Genomic DNA, 15,181 nt, shown 5'->3' with positions numbered 1-15,181 from the left:
TCTGCTCACCCACTCACCCGAGGCGAGACCCACCATGACCGAACTCCCTCCCACCGAGCGGGAAACCGCCGTCCCGCCCGGCCTGCGGCGGCGCGGCTTCCTCGCCGCGACCGCGGGCGCCACGGCCACCGCGGGGCTCGTCCTGGCCGGCTGCGGCACCGGATCCGGCTCGTCGGACACCGGCGGCGGTACGCCCCGGCGCGGCGGCCGGCTGCGCGCCGCCTTCGCCGGTGGCGGCGCCTCCGAGACCCTCGACCCGCACCTGGGCAACCTCTTCGCCGACGCCGCCCGCGCCAAGGCCCTCTACGACAAGCTGGCCGACTGCGGCACCGACATGTCCGCCCGCCCCCGCCTGGCCGCCAAGTGGGAGCCCAACGGCACCCTCGACCGCTGGCGGATCACCCTGCGCAAGGCTGCCTTCCACAACGGCAAGCCGGTCACCGCCGAGGACGTCCTCTACAGTTTCCGCCGCATAGCCGACCCCGAGAAGGCGTACCGCGCCAAGGCGTCCCTGGAGCCCATCGACCTGGCCGCCAGCCGCGCGGTGTCCCCGGACACCGTCGAGTTCCGCCTCAAGCGCCCCACCGCCGAATTCCCCAACGTGCTGGCCGCGTTCGGCGCGTACATCGTCCCGGCCGGCACGACCAGCGCGGACTTCGCCCGGCCGGTCGGCTCCGGACCCTTCCGCTTCGTCTCCTTCACCCCGGGCCGCTCCTGCGTCGTCAAGCGCAACGACGCCTACTGGGACGGCGCGCCGCACCTCGACGAGCTGGAGTTCGTCGTCGCCAACGAGGAATCCGCGCGGGTCAACGCCCTGCTCGGCGGCCAGGTCGAGTACGCGCACGAACTCAACCCCACCACCGCGCGCGCCCACGAGGGCAAGGGCCAGATCGAGATCGTACGGCTGCGCAACAGCGCCATGCAGTCCTTCGCGATGAAGACCGACCGCGCCCCCTTCGACGACAGGCGGGTCCGCGAGGCGTTCTTCCTCATCGCCGACCGCAAGGAACTCGTCGACGGCGCGCTCTCCGGAGCCGGCGAGATCGGCAACGACCTGTTCGGGAAGGGGTACGAGTACTACGCGGCCGACCTGCCGCAGCGCCACCAGGACCTCGACCGGGCCCGCCACCTCCTCAAGCAGGCCGGTGCCGAGGACCTGCGCATCACCCTCGACACCTCGCCCGTCGCCGCCGGGTTCACCGAGGCGGCCGGCATCTTCCGCGACCAGGCCGCCAAGGCGGGCGTCACCGTCCAGGTGAAGTCCGGCAGCAAGGACAGCTACTGGAGCGACATCCTCGACTCCGGCACCCTGTGCTGCTACCGCTCCGGCGCCATGCCCATCGAGTCGCACTTCTCGCAGCGGCTGCTGAGCGGTTCGACCACCAACGCCACCAAGTGGCGGCACAAGGACTTCGACGCCCTGTACCAGCAGGCCCAGTCCACCAAGGACAAGAAGGAACGGGCGGCGGTGTACGGGCGGATGCAGCGCCGCCTGTACACCGAGGGCGGGTTCCTGGTGTGGGGTTTCGCGGACTGGATCGTCGGCACCTCCCGCCGGGTGCACGGCGTGGCGCACGACGCGCCCGCGAACACCCTGGACTGGGCCCGCTTCGACACGGTGTGGCTGGCGTGAGCGCACCCGTCGCGCCGCCTCGGCGGCTGGCTGATCGCGCTGGACGTGGCGGGCGAGACGGGCGCGCCGGACGGGGTGGGCGAGACGGGCGAGACGGGCGCGCCGGACGTGTCGTATCCGTCGTACCGGCCGTGCTGCGCTCCTGGCTCGCCCGGCGGCTGTTGCTCGGTGTCGCGCAGACCGCCGCCGTCGTGCTGCTGGTCTTCGTCCTCACCGAGGCGCTGCCCGGGGACGCCGCCGTGGCCCTGGCGGGCGACCAGCCCGACCCGGCCCGCATCGCGGCCATCCGTACGGAGATGGGCCTGGACCGCCCGGCCGCCGAACGCCTCGCCGACTGGGTACTGGGGCTGCTCCACGGCGACCTCGGGACCTCGCTGGCCTCCGGTCGGCCGGTCGCCGCGTACCTCGCCGACGGCTTCGGTCCCACCCTGCTGCTCGCCGCCGTCACCGTGGTGCTGCTGGTGCCGGCCGGGGTGGGGCTCGGTGTCCTGGCCGCGCGCCGCGAGGGCTCCCTCGCGGACCGGCTGGTCAGCTCCACGACCCTCGCGGTGTACGCCGTACCGGAGTTCGCCCTCGGCGTGCTGCTGGTCACCCTTTTCGCCCTCCGGCTGGGCTGGCTGCCGCCGACCGCCGTCGGCTCCGGCGGCGACCTGCTCGCCCAGCCGGCCGTCCTCGTCCTGCCCGTCCTCGTGCTGCTCTCCCGCCCCGTGTGCTCGATCAGCCGTCTGGTACGGGCCGGGATGATCGACGCGCTGCGTTCCCCGTACGCCCGACAGGCGGCCCGCTACGGGCTGTCCGCGGCGCGCGTCCGGTACGCGCACGCCCTGCCGAACGCCCTCGCGCCCGCCGCCCAGCAACTCGCCCGCACCGTCGACTGGCTGCTGTGCGGAGTGATCGTCGTCGAGGCGCTGTTCGTCATCCCGGGCCTGGGCACCGTCCTGATGAACGCCGTCGCCGAACGCGACGTCCCCGTGGTTCAGGGCCTGGCCGTGGTCTTCGGCCTGGTCGCCGTCGTCCTCAACCTCGGCGCGGACCTGGTCGCCCGCCGGCTCGCGCCCCGGGCGGGGGTGGCGGCGTGATGCGGAGGTTCGATGGTTCGGGCGGGTGGTGGTCCGGTCTGCTGCGGAAGTCCGGGGGCAGGTCTGGGCGGCGGTCCGGTCTGATGCGGAAGTCCGGGGGCAGGTCTGGGCGGCGGTCCGGTCTGATGCGGAAGCGCGAGGGCATGGCGGGGCGGTGGCCCGGCCTGCTGCGGAAGCCCGCGCGTACGGCTGGGCGGCGGTGGCCCGGCCTGACACGCCTGACACGGAGGGCCGCGCGTACGGCTGGGCGGCGGCGGTCCGGCCTGGCCGGACTGCTGATCGCCGGTGTTCCCCTCCTCCTCGCCCTCCTCGGGCCGCTGCTCGCGGGCGAACCCGGCCCGCGGTCCGCGTCCTTCACGCTCGGCGGCGGCCACTGGCTCGGCACCGACTTCGTCGGCCGCGACGTGGGACGGCAGATCCTGCTCGGCGGGCAGTCGGTGGTGCTCGTCGCCCTGGCCGCCACCGCCCTCGCCTACGCGGTCGCCGTCCCGCTGGGCCTGGCCGCCGCCCTCACCCACCGCACCTGGCTCGAAGAACTGCTGATGCGCCCGCTGGACGTACTGCTCGCGGTGCCGTCACTGCTGCTGATCCTCCTGGTCGCCGCCGTCTTCTCACCGGGCGCCGCGGGACTCGCGCTGCTGGTGGCCCTCGTCAACATCCCGGACGCGGCCAGAATCGTCCGCGCCGCCGTCTCGGAAGCGGCCGCGCGCCCCGCCGTCGAGGCGCTGCGCATGCAGGGCGAGACCTGGTGGCGTACGGCGATCGGTTATGTCGGCCGGTCGGCACTGCGCACCTTCGCCGCCGACGCGGGCGTCCGTCTGACCGGCGTGCTCTACCTGGTCGCCACCGCCGCGTTCCTCGGCGTCGGCGTGGAACCGGACGCCGCGGACTGGGCGGTCATGGTCGACCGCAACCGCACCGGACTCTTCGTACAGCCGTGGGCCGTGGTGGTGCCCGCACTGCTGATCGTGGGGTTGTCGATGGGCGGGAACCTGGTCGTCGATGCGGTGCTGGGAGGGGAGGGACGGAGGTCGGAGGCGGCCAAGCGTGATGCATGTGATGGGCCCGATGCACCGCGAGCACCTGACGTGCCTGATGCACCGCAAGCACCTGACGGGCCTGATGCATGCGATGCACCTGACGGGCCTGATGTAACTGACATGTCTGATGTGGCTGATGTGAAGGAGGGGCACCGGTGAGTGTGGCAGCGGACGTCGTAGCCCAGGTCGAGGACCTGCGGGTGGAGGTCGGCGGCCGGGCCGTCGTCGACGGAGTGCACCTGCGGGTCCGCGCGGGAACGGTGACCGCCCTGGTCGGCGCCTCCGGCAGCGGCAAGACCACGACCGGACTGGCCCTGCTCGGCGCCTACCCGCCGGGCGCCCGGGTCTCCGGGACGGTGACGGTCACGGACCGCCTGGTCGGCCACGTACCGCAGCACCCGGCGACGGTCCTCAACCCCGCCCGCCGGGCCGGTGCCCTGCTGACCGACATCGCCCGTACCCAGGTACGCCACCTCCCGCGCCGCGAGCGCGCCCGAGCTGCCGCAACCCGTATCGACGAGGCGCTCTCCCGCGCCCAACTCGACGGCCCCTCCGTACTCTTGCGTCGCTACCCGCACCAGCTGTCCGGCGGCCAGCAGCAGCGCCTCGTACTCGCCCAGGCCCTGCTGCTGGGCGCCCGCGTCGTGGTCGCCGACGAACCGACCACCGGACAGGACGCCCTCACCAAGCGCCGCATCGTCGCGGAGCTGACCTCGGTCGTCCGGCAGGGCATCGGCGTCCTGCTGCTCAGCCACGACCTGGACGTGGTGCGTGAACTGGCCGATGAAGTCGTGGTCCTTAAGGACGGACGGGTGGTCGAAGCGGGACCGGTGGAACAGGTGATGAAGGGGGCACGGCATACGTGGACCCGCCAGTTGTTCGGGGCGGGGGAGGAGAGCGGCGCCGTACCTGAGGTGAGGGGCGACACCGGGCCTGACGCGCCCCCGGAGGTGGAAGTCGACGCCGATGCCGGCGCCGGTGCAGCCCTGGAAGCGCAGAGAGAGACCGCTGCCGTCCTCGAAGTACGGGGCCTGACCGCCCACCACCACCGCGGCGGTGCCCGTCGTACCGTCGACGTGCTGCGCGACGTCTCCCTGCGTGTCCGGCCCGGCGAACGGGTGGCGGTCGTCGGCCGTTCCGGCAGCGGCAAAACCACGCTCGGCCGGTGCCTGGCCGGACTGCACCGCACGTACGACGGCGAGGTGCACCTCGACGGCGTACCGCTGCCCCGCAGCCTGCGCAACCGTACGCCCCGGCAACTGGCCGCGGTGCAGTACGTGTTCCAGGACGCGCACTCCTCCTTCGACGAACACCGCACGCTGCTGGCGCAGGTCGCGCGCACGGCGGTACGCCTGCGCGGAGCCACGCCCGTCGATGCCGCGCGGGAGGCGGAAGCGCTGCTCGCGGAGGTGGGCCTCCGTGAGCAGCACATCCACAGCCGTCCAGGCAGGCTCTCTGGAGGCGAACTCCAGCGCGCGGCGCTCGCCCGCGCCCTGCTCGCCCGCCCCCGCGTTCTGGTCTGCGACGAGATCACCTCGGGTCTGGACACGGTGACCCGGCGCACCGTTCTCGCCGTCCTCGACCGGCTGCTGCGCGACCAGCCGGACCTGACCCTGGTGTGGATCACCCACGACCTGAACACGGCCGCCGGCACCGACCACATCCTGGTGCTGGACACCGGCGACGTAGTCGAACAGGGGCCCGCCGCCCGTGTCCTCAGGGCCCCCGGGCACCCCTACACGGCGGCTCTGGTCGAGGCAACGGGAGAGGGAGGTGAGGCGATCCGGGGACCGCGTACGGCGACAGCACGGGCTCAGGACTCCTGACGGAAGTGGTGGGTTCGTCCTCGTCGGAGGCCGGTGCCGCGTACCAGGCCGCCGGGTGGCGGGACGCGGTCAGCCGTGCGATCGCAGGAACGATGAATCCGGCGACCTCGGCGATCATCCCCGGGTACCGGTCGCCCATGGATGAGGTCGAAGTCGTCGTCGCGCATTCCGAGCGCGCGACCGTGCGCGTCGGCGACGTGTTCCTGAAGGCGGACGCCGATGAGGCGCGCATCGACGCCGAGTGCGAGTCGCTCGTGACGAACGGCCTCCTGCCCGCTCGGCTCCCGGCAGGCCTCGATGTCGTAGCCGTGGCCGTGGCCGTAGCCGTGGCCGTGACTGCGGTTGCGGTTGCGGTTGCGGTCGGTGTGCGGGCGCCCGGGGCGGACCGGTGGCCGATCCGCCCCTCATTGCGCGGATGTGACTGGTGTCGACCGTGCGCGGAAGAAGCCCAGCAGGCCTGCGGCCCTCAGTTCGGACAGCAGCAGCCCATGCAGGCACTGCACTGCCGGAGCCCGTCCTCGGCCCAGTCCCGCAGCCGCCGCCGGCGGTCAAGGGCGGACAGCGGCCCTCTTCCCTACGCCGGTCCGTCCGCTGCCGGTTTGCGGGCCATGAGGAAGGCCTGGGCCGTCCGCTCGGCGAACCTGCCCTCGTAGGGCTCGCGTACCAGACGGGCGCGTACGGGCAGGCCGGCCCGGTCCAGCAGGTCGGCCATCCGGTCCGGGTGCCGCCGGTGGAAGTCGAGCGAGATCTGCCGGCCGAAGGCTTCCTCCAGGCGCAGCGGTTCGTCCCCCACCTGGAAGGCGGCCAGCAGATGGCCGCCGGGCGCGAGCACCCGGTGGAACTCGGCGAACGCCTCCGGAAGCAGCACCAGCGGTACGTGGATGGTCGAATACCAGGCCACGACCCCACTGAGGCTGTTGTCGGGAAGGTCGAGGGCCAGCATGGAGCCCTCGTCGAAGCGCAGGTCCGGGTGCTGACGGCGGGCCACCGCGAGCATGCCCGGCGACAGGTCGATGCCGGAGACGGAGAGGCCGAGGCCGGCCAGATGCGCGGTCACCCGGCCGGTGCCGCATCCCACATCGGCCACCGGCCCGCCACCGGCGGCCTGCACCTTCTCGGCGAAGCCGGCCAGCATCGCCCGGTCCAGCGGCTTCGCTTCCAGGTCGCCGTGCTCGAAGGCGACGTACTCGTCGGCTATGGCGTCATAGGACCGCCGGGTGTCCTGCAGGAAGTCTGGTTCGGTCATGGAGGAGGACCCTACTGCCCAGGCCACGGCCCACGCCCCGCGGCCTGATGCGCACTTGGCGCCGAGCCTTCCTGGGCAGCGGCTCATCCTCCCTGTGAGTGGCTCAGCCTTCCTGGCCGGCGGCTCGTCCTCGCTGCTCAGCGGCTCAACCTTCCTGATGAGCGGCGCGAGCGGCGTCGATGAAGTCCTCCAGTGCCTTCCAGAAGGGCGAGAAGGCGGTGCCGAACTCCTGCTGTGCATCGGTGTCCCCCTCCATGGACCCCTTGACGCAGCGGTAGAACGTGCCGGTCGTCCGCTGGAGAGCGAGCGCGGCGGCCGCCGCCTCGGGCGGGCCCTCCAGTTCGACGACGCGGGCACAGCGACGGATCTTCGCGTACTCGGCGATCTCCCGGTCGTGCAGTTCCTTGAGCACCTCCGCCGTGCCGCGGTCGCCGGTCCCTGCGCTGTTGCGCAGGACGGCCAGGATCTCCCAGTAGAGCTCGCCGAGGCGGTGCGTCTGCTCGATCAGGTCGAGGTACGCGGTCCGGCGGCTCTCCCGCAGCCGCTCGGTGCGCTGCGCGCGAGCGGCGATCTCCGCCTGGATGCGCGCGGCCCGCGTGCTGCCCCGGCCGGCCACCCAGCTCGCGAGTACGGCGGTGCCGCCCGTCACCGCCGCGATGGCCAGAGTCCACACTGTGCTGTCACCCACGCGACGCCACCCTACCGAGCCGCCGCAACGAACCGTGCTCCGGAAGGCCCGTACGGACCGGCATGGACGTACGGCCTGTCACAGCTCGGTACGGCTCCGTACGGCCCCGCACGGTCACCGCAACTGCCCGCAGGCGGCGCCCGCTTCGGCAGCCCCGCGCCTCCGACGCGGGTCACTCGCAGGCGATCGCCGCCAGCATGTCCGTACGGACCGCACGGCGGGCCGGCATGGGGGCGGGCAGCCCCGCCGCCCGCCCCTACACCTGGTGGCGCATCCTGCTGATGCTGGCCATGGCCTTCGCCGCGGCAGCCGGTCTGCTCCTGGAAGCGATAGGGATATGCACCCGCCGCGCGGCGACCACCCGGCCGGCCACCTGACTGTCCCCGTTCCCTTCCGCAGCCACGCCACGCCGCGCCACGACGGGGAAGGGCCGGAGCCGCGTCACTGCCATCGGTCCGCGGTCGCACCCGGCCGTCACTTCGATGGCGTAACCGGGACGAGCGATCTGGGATGACGCCCAGTCGGCATTTTCCGCCGAGCAATCGTTGTGTTCGGTTCCGGGCATTAGAGTGGTGCGGTGTTCGGTACCGTGCAGAAGACTTCCGCCGCCTTCGATGTGGTCTGTATGACCGCATCGCTCGGCGGTGTGAGCGCCTACCGTGAGATTCTGGCGGCGCTGCCCGAGAGTTTCCCCGCCGCGGTGGTGCTGGTGCAGCACCGGCCGGTGCGGGAGCAGGACGGCTTGGTGGGAGTGCTGCGCTACCGGTCCACGCTGCCGGTGCGGTTGCTGGAGGAAGAGGATCAGCTGGCCCCGGGCGTCGTGCATGTCGTGCCGGCCGGTCACTGGGCCGCCTTCACGCCGGAGGGCAAGGTGTCGCTGCATGTGGCGGACAGGTACCGTGCGGCGGATCCGATGTTCGCCTCGGCCGCGGCAGCGTTCGGCCCCCGGCTGCTGGCGGCCGTACTGACCGGGCGCCTGGAAGACGGGGCCCTGGGCGTACGCCACGTCCGCGGCGCGGGCGGCCGGGTGCTCGCCCAGGACATCACCACGGCGGAAGCCTTCGGTATGCCGAGCGCCGCGATGGCCACCGGCTGCATAGACTTCGTGCTGCCCCTGCCGGTGCTGGCTCACGCAGTGGTCAGCCTGGTGATGGTGCCGGGTGCCGCGGGTCTGATGCGGGTGTCGCTGCCGTCCTGGGCGGCGGTGATCCCACCGGCGGTCGCCACCTGACCACGGGGACGAAAGGCGGGCAGATCATGGCAAGCGGCGTAACCGATTCGTACGACATCCGCGGCAACCGCATTCTCGCCGCGCTGCCGGAAGCCGAGCAGCGGCGACTGCAGGCGCACCTCGAACCGGTCGAGCTGAGCACCGGAGACCTCCTGTACCGGCCCGGGGGCCGGATCGAGACCGTGTGGTTCCCCCTGACGGGTGTCTGCTCCATCCTTGCCGAGCTGGACGGCCCGGCTGTCGAGGTGGCCACCGTCGGCGACGAGGGCATGGTCGGGCTCCCGGTGTTCCTGGGCGTCGGCAGCCCGACCGAACGGGCCGTGTGCCAGGTCGCCGGGTTCGGACTGCGGATGGACGCCGACCGGTTCCGGCACGAGATCGCCGTACTGGACGGGAAGCTGCAACAGATGCTGCAACGTTTCACCCAGTCCATGTTCACCCAGCTGGCGCGCAACGCGGGGTGCAACCGCAGCCACCGCACCCGCCAGCGGTGCGCCCGCTGGCTGCTCATGACGGCCGACCGGATGCACAGCAACGAGTTCGACCTGACACAGAAGTTCCTCGCCCAGATGCTCGCGGTCCGCAGGTCCTCGGTCAGCGAGGTCGCGGGCGCCCTGGCCGAGGACGGCTGCATCAGCTACCGCCGCGGCACCATCACCATCCTGGACCGTGCCCGTCTCGAAGCGAACGCCTGCAGCTGCTACCGCGTCATCCGGGAAGCCATCGACGCCACGTTCCCGCCCGCCACGAAAGAGGCGTGACACGGCCGGCAGGTCACGGGTTGCCTCCGAAACAGACCACGAACGCGTCCGGCCCCACCTGGCTGAAGGCGCCGGTCGTGCCCGGCACCCCGGAACACTCCGAAGTCGCGGACACGCCGCCCTGACGACCTTCACGACCGAGTAGCCCGCGCCCGATTCCGTGCAGCTCAGCTTCTCCGGCCGGGGCTTCTTCGTGGCCCCCGTTTCCCGACGGTGATGGCGGAACCTGGCGTAGTTCGGACGGGCACGGGAACACAGGGGAACCCTGCCCGCCTCCGGCTTCCTTGCGGCGGGCGCGGGCGCGGGCGCGGGCACGGGCGCGGGCACCGGCACGGGCACTGGCGCGGGCACCGGCACCGGCGCGGGCCCTGGGTGCTGGTTGGCTCCGGGCGAGCACAGAACTCCGCCCGTGGTTTCTTCCCGACGTCGCCGAAGCCCCCGACTCCGACTTCATCTCGACGAGTCCGGAAGCCCAGCCTCCGGCCCCGTGACCGTCACCAACCTGGCGCAGTTGTCCCGGGTTGCCGCCTTCAGAGCTGTAGCCGGCGCGGCGCTCGGCCGGCCCGGCCGTACGAGTCGGGGGAGGCCGGTCAGGAAGGCGTCGTCCCGGTCAGCTTCGTGGGCGGAGCGGAAGGGCTCCGACGCTGCTGAAGCCCACAATCGGAAGGCCGGGCGTCTCCGTCCGGACGCCGTCATGACCGTCGCTGAGCATCACATCCGGGGGGAGAAGCGGAGGGGGACGGCGAAAGGGAAGCGGCGCGAGGGCGAGGTTCGCCGTGGCGCTGGAGCCGCTGTCTGGACACCCCGTGAGGCCGCACAAAAGGGCCTGGTCAGGTGCCGTTCGGTTGGCGTACGCGGCCCGCATACAGCGCGCGTTGGGGGAGTTCGTGGGATTGCAACTGAGATGAGGCCACAAAGCCTCCATATGCTTTACTTCGCGTTCCGTGGGCCGACTGCCGCCCACCTTGACTCCCGGAAGGACACCGTGGCGATGCCTCGTGCCCGTAAAGCTCTGCTCACCGGTCTCATCGGCGCGTTCTCCGTGTCGGCTGCGATAGCCGGCCTCACTGTTGCGCAAGCCGCACCGCAGTCCGCTGCTTTGCCGGCCGTGGCCTCGGCGGCCGATGCCGATATGCCGCCCACTGTCGAGGACTTCGCTTATCCCGGCGCCGACCGCATCCTTCAGGACCGGAAGATCACGCTGAAGCGGGGTGACGGTCACATCACGCTGGTCGACTGCGCCGCCGCTCACGACATCATGGTCAAGTCGCGTGCCGGCTCGGGCGAGTTCTGTTTCGCGGTCAGCGGCAACAAGGGCTACCTGGCCCTGGAGTTGGATCAGGCATTCGGCATGTGGACCGAGGGGCACCCGGTGCAGGCCAAGGTCACGTCCGACGGCAAGGAAACCGTCATCAACGCGCCCAAGAACGACTACAAGCCCTTCGGTGAGGCCGGAAACGCCGGTCAGTCCACCGTGCTGGTCGAGCTGCGCGTCACCAGCTGACCGGCTCTCGACATCGTTCGACCGGTCCTGACGGGGCATGACCGGTCCTGACGGGGCCCGAGCGGCCCTGACGGGGACCCGGTGGCGGGCAGGCCTGCCCGGAACGAACGGCAGGAGCCCGCCTGGACGCCGAGGCGTACGGAGCGGGGCTGCCGGACCGTACGCGTGCCGGGGAGCGTTGCCGGAAACGGCTGCCGCGCGGCCTCGGGACTTGCCGAAGTAATTCTCGCTCTTCGAGCGGCGGTTCATCAGAACGCCGCAGTCGCCTGTAATTGAGGTGGCTTCAAAACCGTCCGACAGTTCGCCGTAGAAGTGACGATGCGACTGTCCGCCGGAGAACCAGCCAGTGCCCGTACCGAAGGGCCGGCCGGTTGTTTTCACGCAGTGCCGTACAGCTTCCCGATCCTCGGTCCGCAATCCGCAACCGGACGGTGCGCCTTGCTGCGCGAAAACGGGGGAGGGTGTGCGCGTCGCTACGTGCCTCATCTGCCATTTCAGGAAAAGGGAAAATGGAAAAGATACGTTCCCGCAGGGCGTGGCTGACCGCGGTGGCTGCCGCCGCGGTCGCGAGTGGCGCGCTGGCCACCGCCGCCCCGGCGTCCGCCGTGTCCGGAAGCCCGGTCACGAACGGCTCCTACACGTTCGCCGCGAAACTGGACATCGGTGACGGCGTGCGCAGTTGCTCGGGTGCGCTGGTGGACCGTCAGTGGGTGCTCACCGCTGCCCGGTGTTTCTCCGACGATGTGAATGACACGCGAGTTGCCGAAGGTGCGCCGAAGTGGAAGACCACGGTGACCGTCGGCCGTACGGACGTGAGCGCCGCGGGTGGAGCGGTTACCGAGGTCACCGAGCTGGTGCCGTACGCGGGCCGGGACCTGGTGATGGCGAAGCTGGCCAAGCCGGTCAGCGGTATCAACCCGGTGGCGGTCAGCTCGGCGGCTCCCCGGCAGGGCGACGAGCTGAAGGTTCTCGGGTACGGCCGGACCAAGGCCGAGTGGGTGCCGAACCAGCTGCACGCGGGTTCGTTCACGGTCGGTACGGTCCAGGCCGGGAAGCTGGGCGTCACCGGCAAGGACGCGGCGGTCTGCAAGGGCGACACGGGCGGTCCGCAGCTGCGTGAGGCGGGCGGCCGGGTGGAGCTGGTCGGCGTCAACAGCGCGTCGTGGCAGGGCGGGTGCCTGGGGACGGACCCGGCCGAGACGCGTACGGATGCGGTCGGCGCCCGGGTGGACGACATCAGTACCTGGGTGCAGAAGGTCCGCTACGGGCCCGTCTTCGCCGCCGCGCCGTGGGGCAAGGCCACCCACGTCGCGACCGGGTACTTCACGGGTGGTTCGGCGGGCGGCAGCCGGCACATGGACATGATCGTGCGTTGGAACGATGCCGAGGTGACCCTTTACCAGGGTGCGGAGGACAAGGACGCCAAGGTGCCCTTCGTCGCCGAGTACCAGCTTGCGGCCCCGAACACGCCGACGAAGAAGAGCACCTGGGACTACGCGCGGGGCATCACCGGCGCGAGCTTCGGCAACGGCTCGGACGGGCTGGTAGTGCGCTGGAGCGACGGTGAGCTGACCCAGTACACCCACGTGGACAAGAACGGTTTCCACGGGGAGAAGATGCTGGCCAAGAGCGCGGACTGGACGAAGGCCGCGCAGATCACCGCGGGCCGCCACACCGCCAACGCGCAGCGCGACGACCTGGTGGTCGTCTGGAACGACGGCCATGTCACGCTCCACCCGGATCTGGACTCGAACGGTGTGAAGCCGGCGGCGCAGAAGGTCGTGGTCAAGGCGAACACGACGTGGCCGCACGCCACGCAGATCACCTCGGGCGAGTTCACCGGCAAGAAGACCGCGGACCTGCTGGTGCGCTGGTCCGACGGTGAGGCCACCATCTACCCGGGCGTGGACACCGCCGGCCTGCACGGCGAGACGCAGATCCGCCCGCAGGGTTCCGCCTGGACCAACGCGACCGTGGTCGGCGCGGGGGCCTTCGTCGCCAACGACCGGCCCAACGACGTCATGGTGCGCTGGGCCAACGGGTCGCTGAGCATGTACCCGGGCGTCGACGCCGCGGGTCTGCACGAAGAGGTCAAGATTGTCGGCTGAGCCGGGCCGGTGATCGCTCCGGCCGGCCCGTCCGCAGCACAGTGGACGGACCGGCCGGGCCTACCGGCCCCCACCCTCCGGTGGAGGCGCCGCCCCGGTACGGAACCGGGCCGGCGCCCCGCCCGCCGCTCGCGGCACACGGACCGGTGTCACTGGGTGCCGGCCCGCTTTCGCTCCGTACGCCGAGGACCCGTACACCTGTGAAGACGTTTCCCCCGATGCCTGCTCTGTCCACTCTGGTCGCGCGCCGGGTGCGGCAGGGCCTGTGCGTGTGCGCGCTGGCCGCCGGCCTGACGGCCGCGGTCGCCGTCAATCCTCTGCCGCTCGGCGGTCCCGCCCGGGCCGGTGCCGACGAGGCCGGGCCCGGCCCCGGCAGCCCGCAGTCCCGGCACCGGGGCGATCCCGCACTCGATCTGCCCAACCTCTTGAAGGAGGGCGATGAACCGCAGGGGCCGACCGGTGATGGCGTCGCTGCTCCGGGTTCTGCGGGTATTCCCGCCACGGCGTTGGCTGCGTATCGGAAGGCGGAGGGGGTGTTGCGGGGGAGTCAGCCGTCGTGTCGTCTGCCGTGGGAGTTGGTTGCGGGGATCGGGCGGGTGGAGTCGGTGCATGCCTCTGGTTACGGGTTGCGGGGTGACGGTTCGACGGCGCGGCCCATTCGGGGCCCACGGCTGGACGGGGTGCAGTTCGCGCTGATCCGGGACACCGACGGGGGCCGGTGGGACGGGGACGCGGTGTTCGACCGTGCGGTGGGGCCGATGCAGTTCATTCCGTCGACGTGGGGGAGCTGGGGTGCTGACGGCAACGGTGACGGGGTCAAGGACCCGAACAATATCTTCGACGCGGCGTTGGGTACGGCGCGATATCTGTGTGCGGGGGACCGGGATCTGAGTCGGTCCGCTGATCTGGACCGGGCGGTGTTGAGTTACAACAATTCCCGTGCGTATGTGAATGCGGTGCGGAAGTGGATGGACACGTATCGGGGTGTCGGGGTGGTGGAGACGCCGGATGATGCTCCTGCGGCGCCGCACCGGCCCGATCCTGCGGACAGAACTTCTGGCGTGCGGCCGGGGCCGGGTCCCCTTCCAGGGCGGGGGCAGGGGCAGGGGCGAGGGCAGGGGCCGGTATCGCCCGCACCGCAGCGTCGCGCGGACAAGCCTGTTCCTGAGCCCGCCGAGAAGCCGAAGCCGGTAGAGAAGCCGGAGCCCACAGAGAAGCCGAAGCCCGCCGAGAAGCCGAAGCCCGTCGTGGATCACCGCACCGTGACCAGGCTGGAACCCCTCGGCAGTCGCGAGCTGGAGGCCGAGGTCGGGCAGCCCCTCGCCAGACGTCCGCAGGTGCGAGTGGTCGATGCTCACGGGCACGCCGTTCCCGGCGCTCGGATCACCTTCCGTATCGGCGGCACGGGTGGGGTCGGCGGCACCGGAGGGATACGTTTCGCCGCCGCGCCCGCCACGACGCCCGGCACCACCCTCGCCACCGTGACCTCCGACCCCCACGGCACGGCCACCGCCCCCGCCCTCCAGGCCGGCGACCGCCCCGGCCGCTACCCGGTCGTCGCGACAGCCCCGGGCGTACGTGGACCGGCCGCCGTCTTCACCGCTACGGTTCGTCCCGCTGCGGAACCCACGGCCGACCGCCTGGAGTTGTGGGATCCGGAGACGGCAAACTTGCCCGAGTTGTTGCGAGCCGGGACAGGGAGCCGCTTTCCCGGCCTTCCGTCGCTTCGGGCCACGGATCGCGCCCGGCCCGCCTCCGGCGTGCGGATCACTGCCACCGTCCTCCCCGCGGACCGGGAGGAGGGCGCCGTGGGCGGCACGGTCGGGCCCTGTTTCGAAGGTGCGCACGGTGAAGAGGTCCGTACTCTTACCCTGCCGCCCGCCGGTGCGGACGGCCGTGTCACGCTGCCGACGCTGTTCACCGACCAGCGCCCCGGCACCTACACCCTTCGTCTGACCACTCCGTCCGGGACCGTGCTGGACTTCCCCCTGACGGTCACACCGCCCGGTAGCGGGCCCCGTACGTCCTGATTCTCCTTTCGTCCCACTTCCCTTTCGTCCCACGT

12 protein-coding genes and 2 pseudogenes are annotated in these 15,181 nt (G+C 71.6%); 12 read left to right on the top strand and 2 right to left on the bottom strand.

The window, feature by feature from the left end:
- The first annotated feature begins 34 nt into the window (after window positions 1-34).
- From OEIGOIKO_RS10160 to OEIGOIKO_RS10135, 5 genes and pseudogenes are all read left to right on the top strand, one after another.
- On the top strand, window positions 35-1,633 hold the full coding sequence (locus OEIGOIKO_RS10160; protein WP_125053772.1) for an ABC transporter substrate-binding protein: 1,599 nt from the start codon (window positions 35-37) through the stop codon (window positions 1,631-1,633).
- 131 nt (window positions 1,634-1,764) lie between these two features.
- Window positions 1,765-2,712, top strand: a complete 948-nt coding sequence (locus OEIGOIKO_RS10155; protein WP_125053771.1) for an ABC transporter permease — start codon at window positions 1,765-1,767, stop codon at window positions 2,710-2,712.
- Window positions 2,713-2,930: 218 nt separating this feature from the next.
- Complete coding sequence (locus tag OEIGOIKO_RS10150) at window positions 2,931-3,911, top strand: ABC transporter permease (protein WP_371859016.1); 981 nt, start codon at window positions 2,931-2,933, stop codon at window positions 3,909-3,911.
- Window positions 3,908-5,578 (top strand): ABC transporter ATP-binding protein, encoded by a 1,671-nt coding sequence (locus OEIGOIKO_RS10140; RefSeq protein ID WP_125053770.1) that lies wholly within the window; start codon window positions 3,908-3,910, stop codon window positions 5,576-5,578. The genes OEIGOIKO_RS10150 and OEIGOIKO_RS10140 overlap by 4 nt, the downstream gene beginning before the upstream one ends.
- Window positions 5,579-5,715: 137 nt before the next feature.
- Window positions 5,716-5,832: pseudogene (locus tag OEIGOIKO_RS10135) on the top strand (aminoglycoside phosphotransferase family protein); the annotation flags it as partial.
- A gap of 320 nt (window positions 5,833-6,152) precedes the next feature.
- Here OEIGOIKO_RS10135 and OEIGOIKO_RS10130 read toward each other — a convergent pair.
- Both OEIGOIKO_RS10130 and OEIGOIKO_RS10125 read right to left on the bottom strand, forming a co-directional pair.
- Complete coding sequence (locus tag OEIGOIKO_RS10130) at window positions 6,153-6,824, bottom strand: class I SAM-dependent DNA methyltransferase (protein WP_125053769.1); 672 nt, start codon at window positions 6,822-6,824, stop codon at window positions 6,153-6,155.
- Window positions 6,825-6,969: 145 nt separating this feature from the next.
- A complete protein-coding gene (locus tag OEIGOIKO_RS10125; RefSeq protein ID WP_125053768.1) occupies window positions 6,970-7,512 on the bottom strand; it encodes a hypothetical protein in 543 nt (180 codons plus the stop codon).
- A gap of 62 nt (window positions 7,513-7,574) precedes the next feature.
- Between OEIGOIKO_RS10125 and OEIGOIKO_RS10120 the strand changes: the two genes are divergently transcribed.
- From OEIGOIKO_RS10120 to OEIGOIKO_RS42645, 7 genes and pseudogenes are all read left to right on the top strand, one after another.
- On the top strand, window positions 7,575-7,889 hold the full coding sequence (locus tag OEIGOIKO_RS10120) for a hypothetical protein (RefSeq protein WP_125053767.1): 315 nt from the start codon (window positions 7,575-7,577) through the stop codon (window positions 7,887-7,889).
- A gap of 200 nt (window positions 7,890-8,089) precedes the next feature.
- Window positions 8,090-8,743: a chemotaxis protein CheB gene (locus OEIGOIKO_RS10115; RefSeq protein ID WP_125053766.1), complete on the top strand. Its 654-nt coding sequence runs from the start codon at window positions 8,090-8,092 to the stop codon at window positions 8,741-8,743.
- 26 nt (window positions 8,744-8,769) lie between these two features.
- Window positions 8,770-9,504, top strand: coding sequence for a Crp/Fnr family transcriptional regulator (locus OEIGOIKO_RS10110; RefSeq protein ID WP_125053765.1), 735 nt, complete (start codon window positions 8,770-8,772; stop codon window positions 9,502-9,504).
- A gap of 925 nt (window positions 9,505-10,429) precedes the next feature.
- Window positions 10,430-11,008 carry a hypothetical protein gene (locus OEIGOIKO_RS10100; RefSeq protein ID WP_246177293.1) on the top strand — a complete coding sequence of 193 codons (579 nt, stop codon included), beginning with the start codon at window positions 10,430-10,432 and terminating at the stop codon, window positions 11,006-11,008.
- Between the two features lie 509 nt (window positions 11,009-11,517).
- Window positions 11,518-13,116, top strand: a complete 1,599-nt coding sequence (locus tag OEIGOIKO_RS10095) for a S1 family peptidase (RefSeq protein WP_125053763.1) — start codon at window positions 11,518-11,520, stop codon at window positions 13,114-13,116.
- Between the two features lie 218 nt (window positions 13,117-13,334).
- A pseudogene (locus OEIGOIKO_RS43910) lies at window positions 13,335-13,973 on the top strand (lysozyme family protein); the annotation flags it as partial.
- A 405-nt stretch (window positions 13,974-14,378) separates the two neighbouring features.
- A complete protein-coding gene (locus OEIGOIKO_RS42645; protein WP_170251422.1) occupies window positions 14,379-15,146 on the top strand; it encodes a hypothetical protein in 768 nt (255 codons plus the stop codon).
- Window positions 15,147-15,181: the final 35 nt, after the last annotated feature.

The organism is Streptomyces paromomycinus, from assembly GCF_003865155.1.
Classification (GTDB): domain Bacteria; phylum Actinomycetota; class Actinomycetes; order Streptomycetales; family Streptomycetaceae; genus Streptomyces; species Streptomyces chrestomyceticus.
The sequence above is the reverse complement of the archived record's forward strand: the minus strand, read 5'-3'. Positions and strand labels throughout refer to the sequence as shown.

Bases quoted from the DNA above. Each gene is read 5' to 3' on its own strand.
- OEIGOIKO_RS10095 (WP_125053763.1), top strand. From the start codon at position 11,518: ATGGAAAAGATACGTTCCCGCAGGGCGTGGCTGACCGCGGTGGCTGCC.
- OEIGOIKO_RS10120 (WP_125053767.1), top strand. From the start codon at position 7,575: ATGGACGTACGGCCTGTCACAGCTCGGTACGGCTCCGTACGGCCCCGC.
- OEIGOIKO_RS10110 (WP_125053765.1), top strand. From the start codon at position 8,770: ATGGCAAGCGGCGTAACCGATTCGTACGACATCCGCGGCAACCGCATT.
- OEIGOIKO_RS10130 (WP_125053769.1), bottom strand. From the start codon at position 6,824: ATGACCGAACCAGACTTCCTGCAGGACACCCGGCGGTCCTATGACGCC.
- OEIGOIKO_RS10100 (WP_246177293.1), top strand. From the start codon at position 10,430: ATGCTTTACTTCGCGTTCCGTGGGCCGACTGCCGCCCACCTTGACTCC.
- OEIGOIKO_RS10160 (WP_125053772.1), top strand. From the start codon at position 35: ATGACCGAACTCCCTCCCACCGAGCGGGAAACCGCCGTCCCGCCCGGC.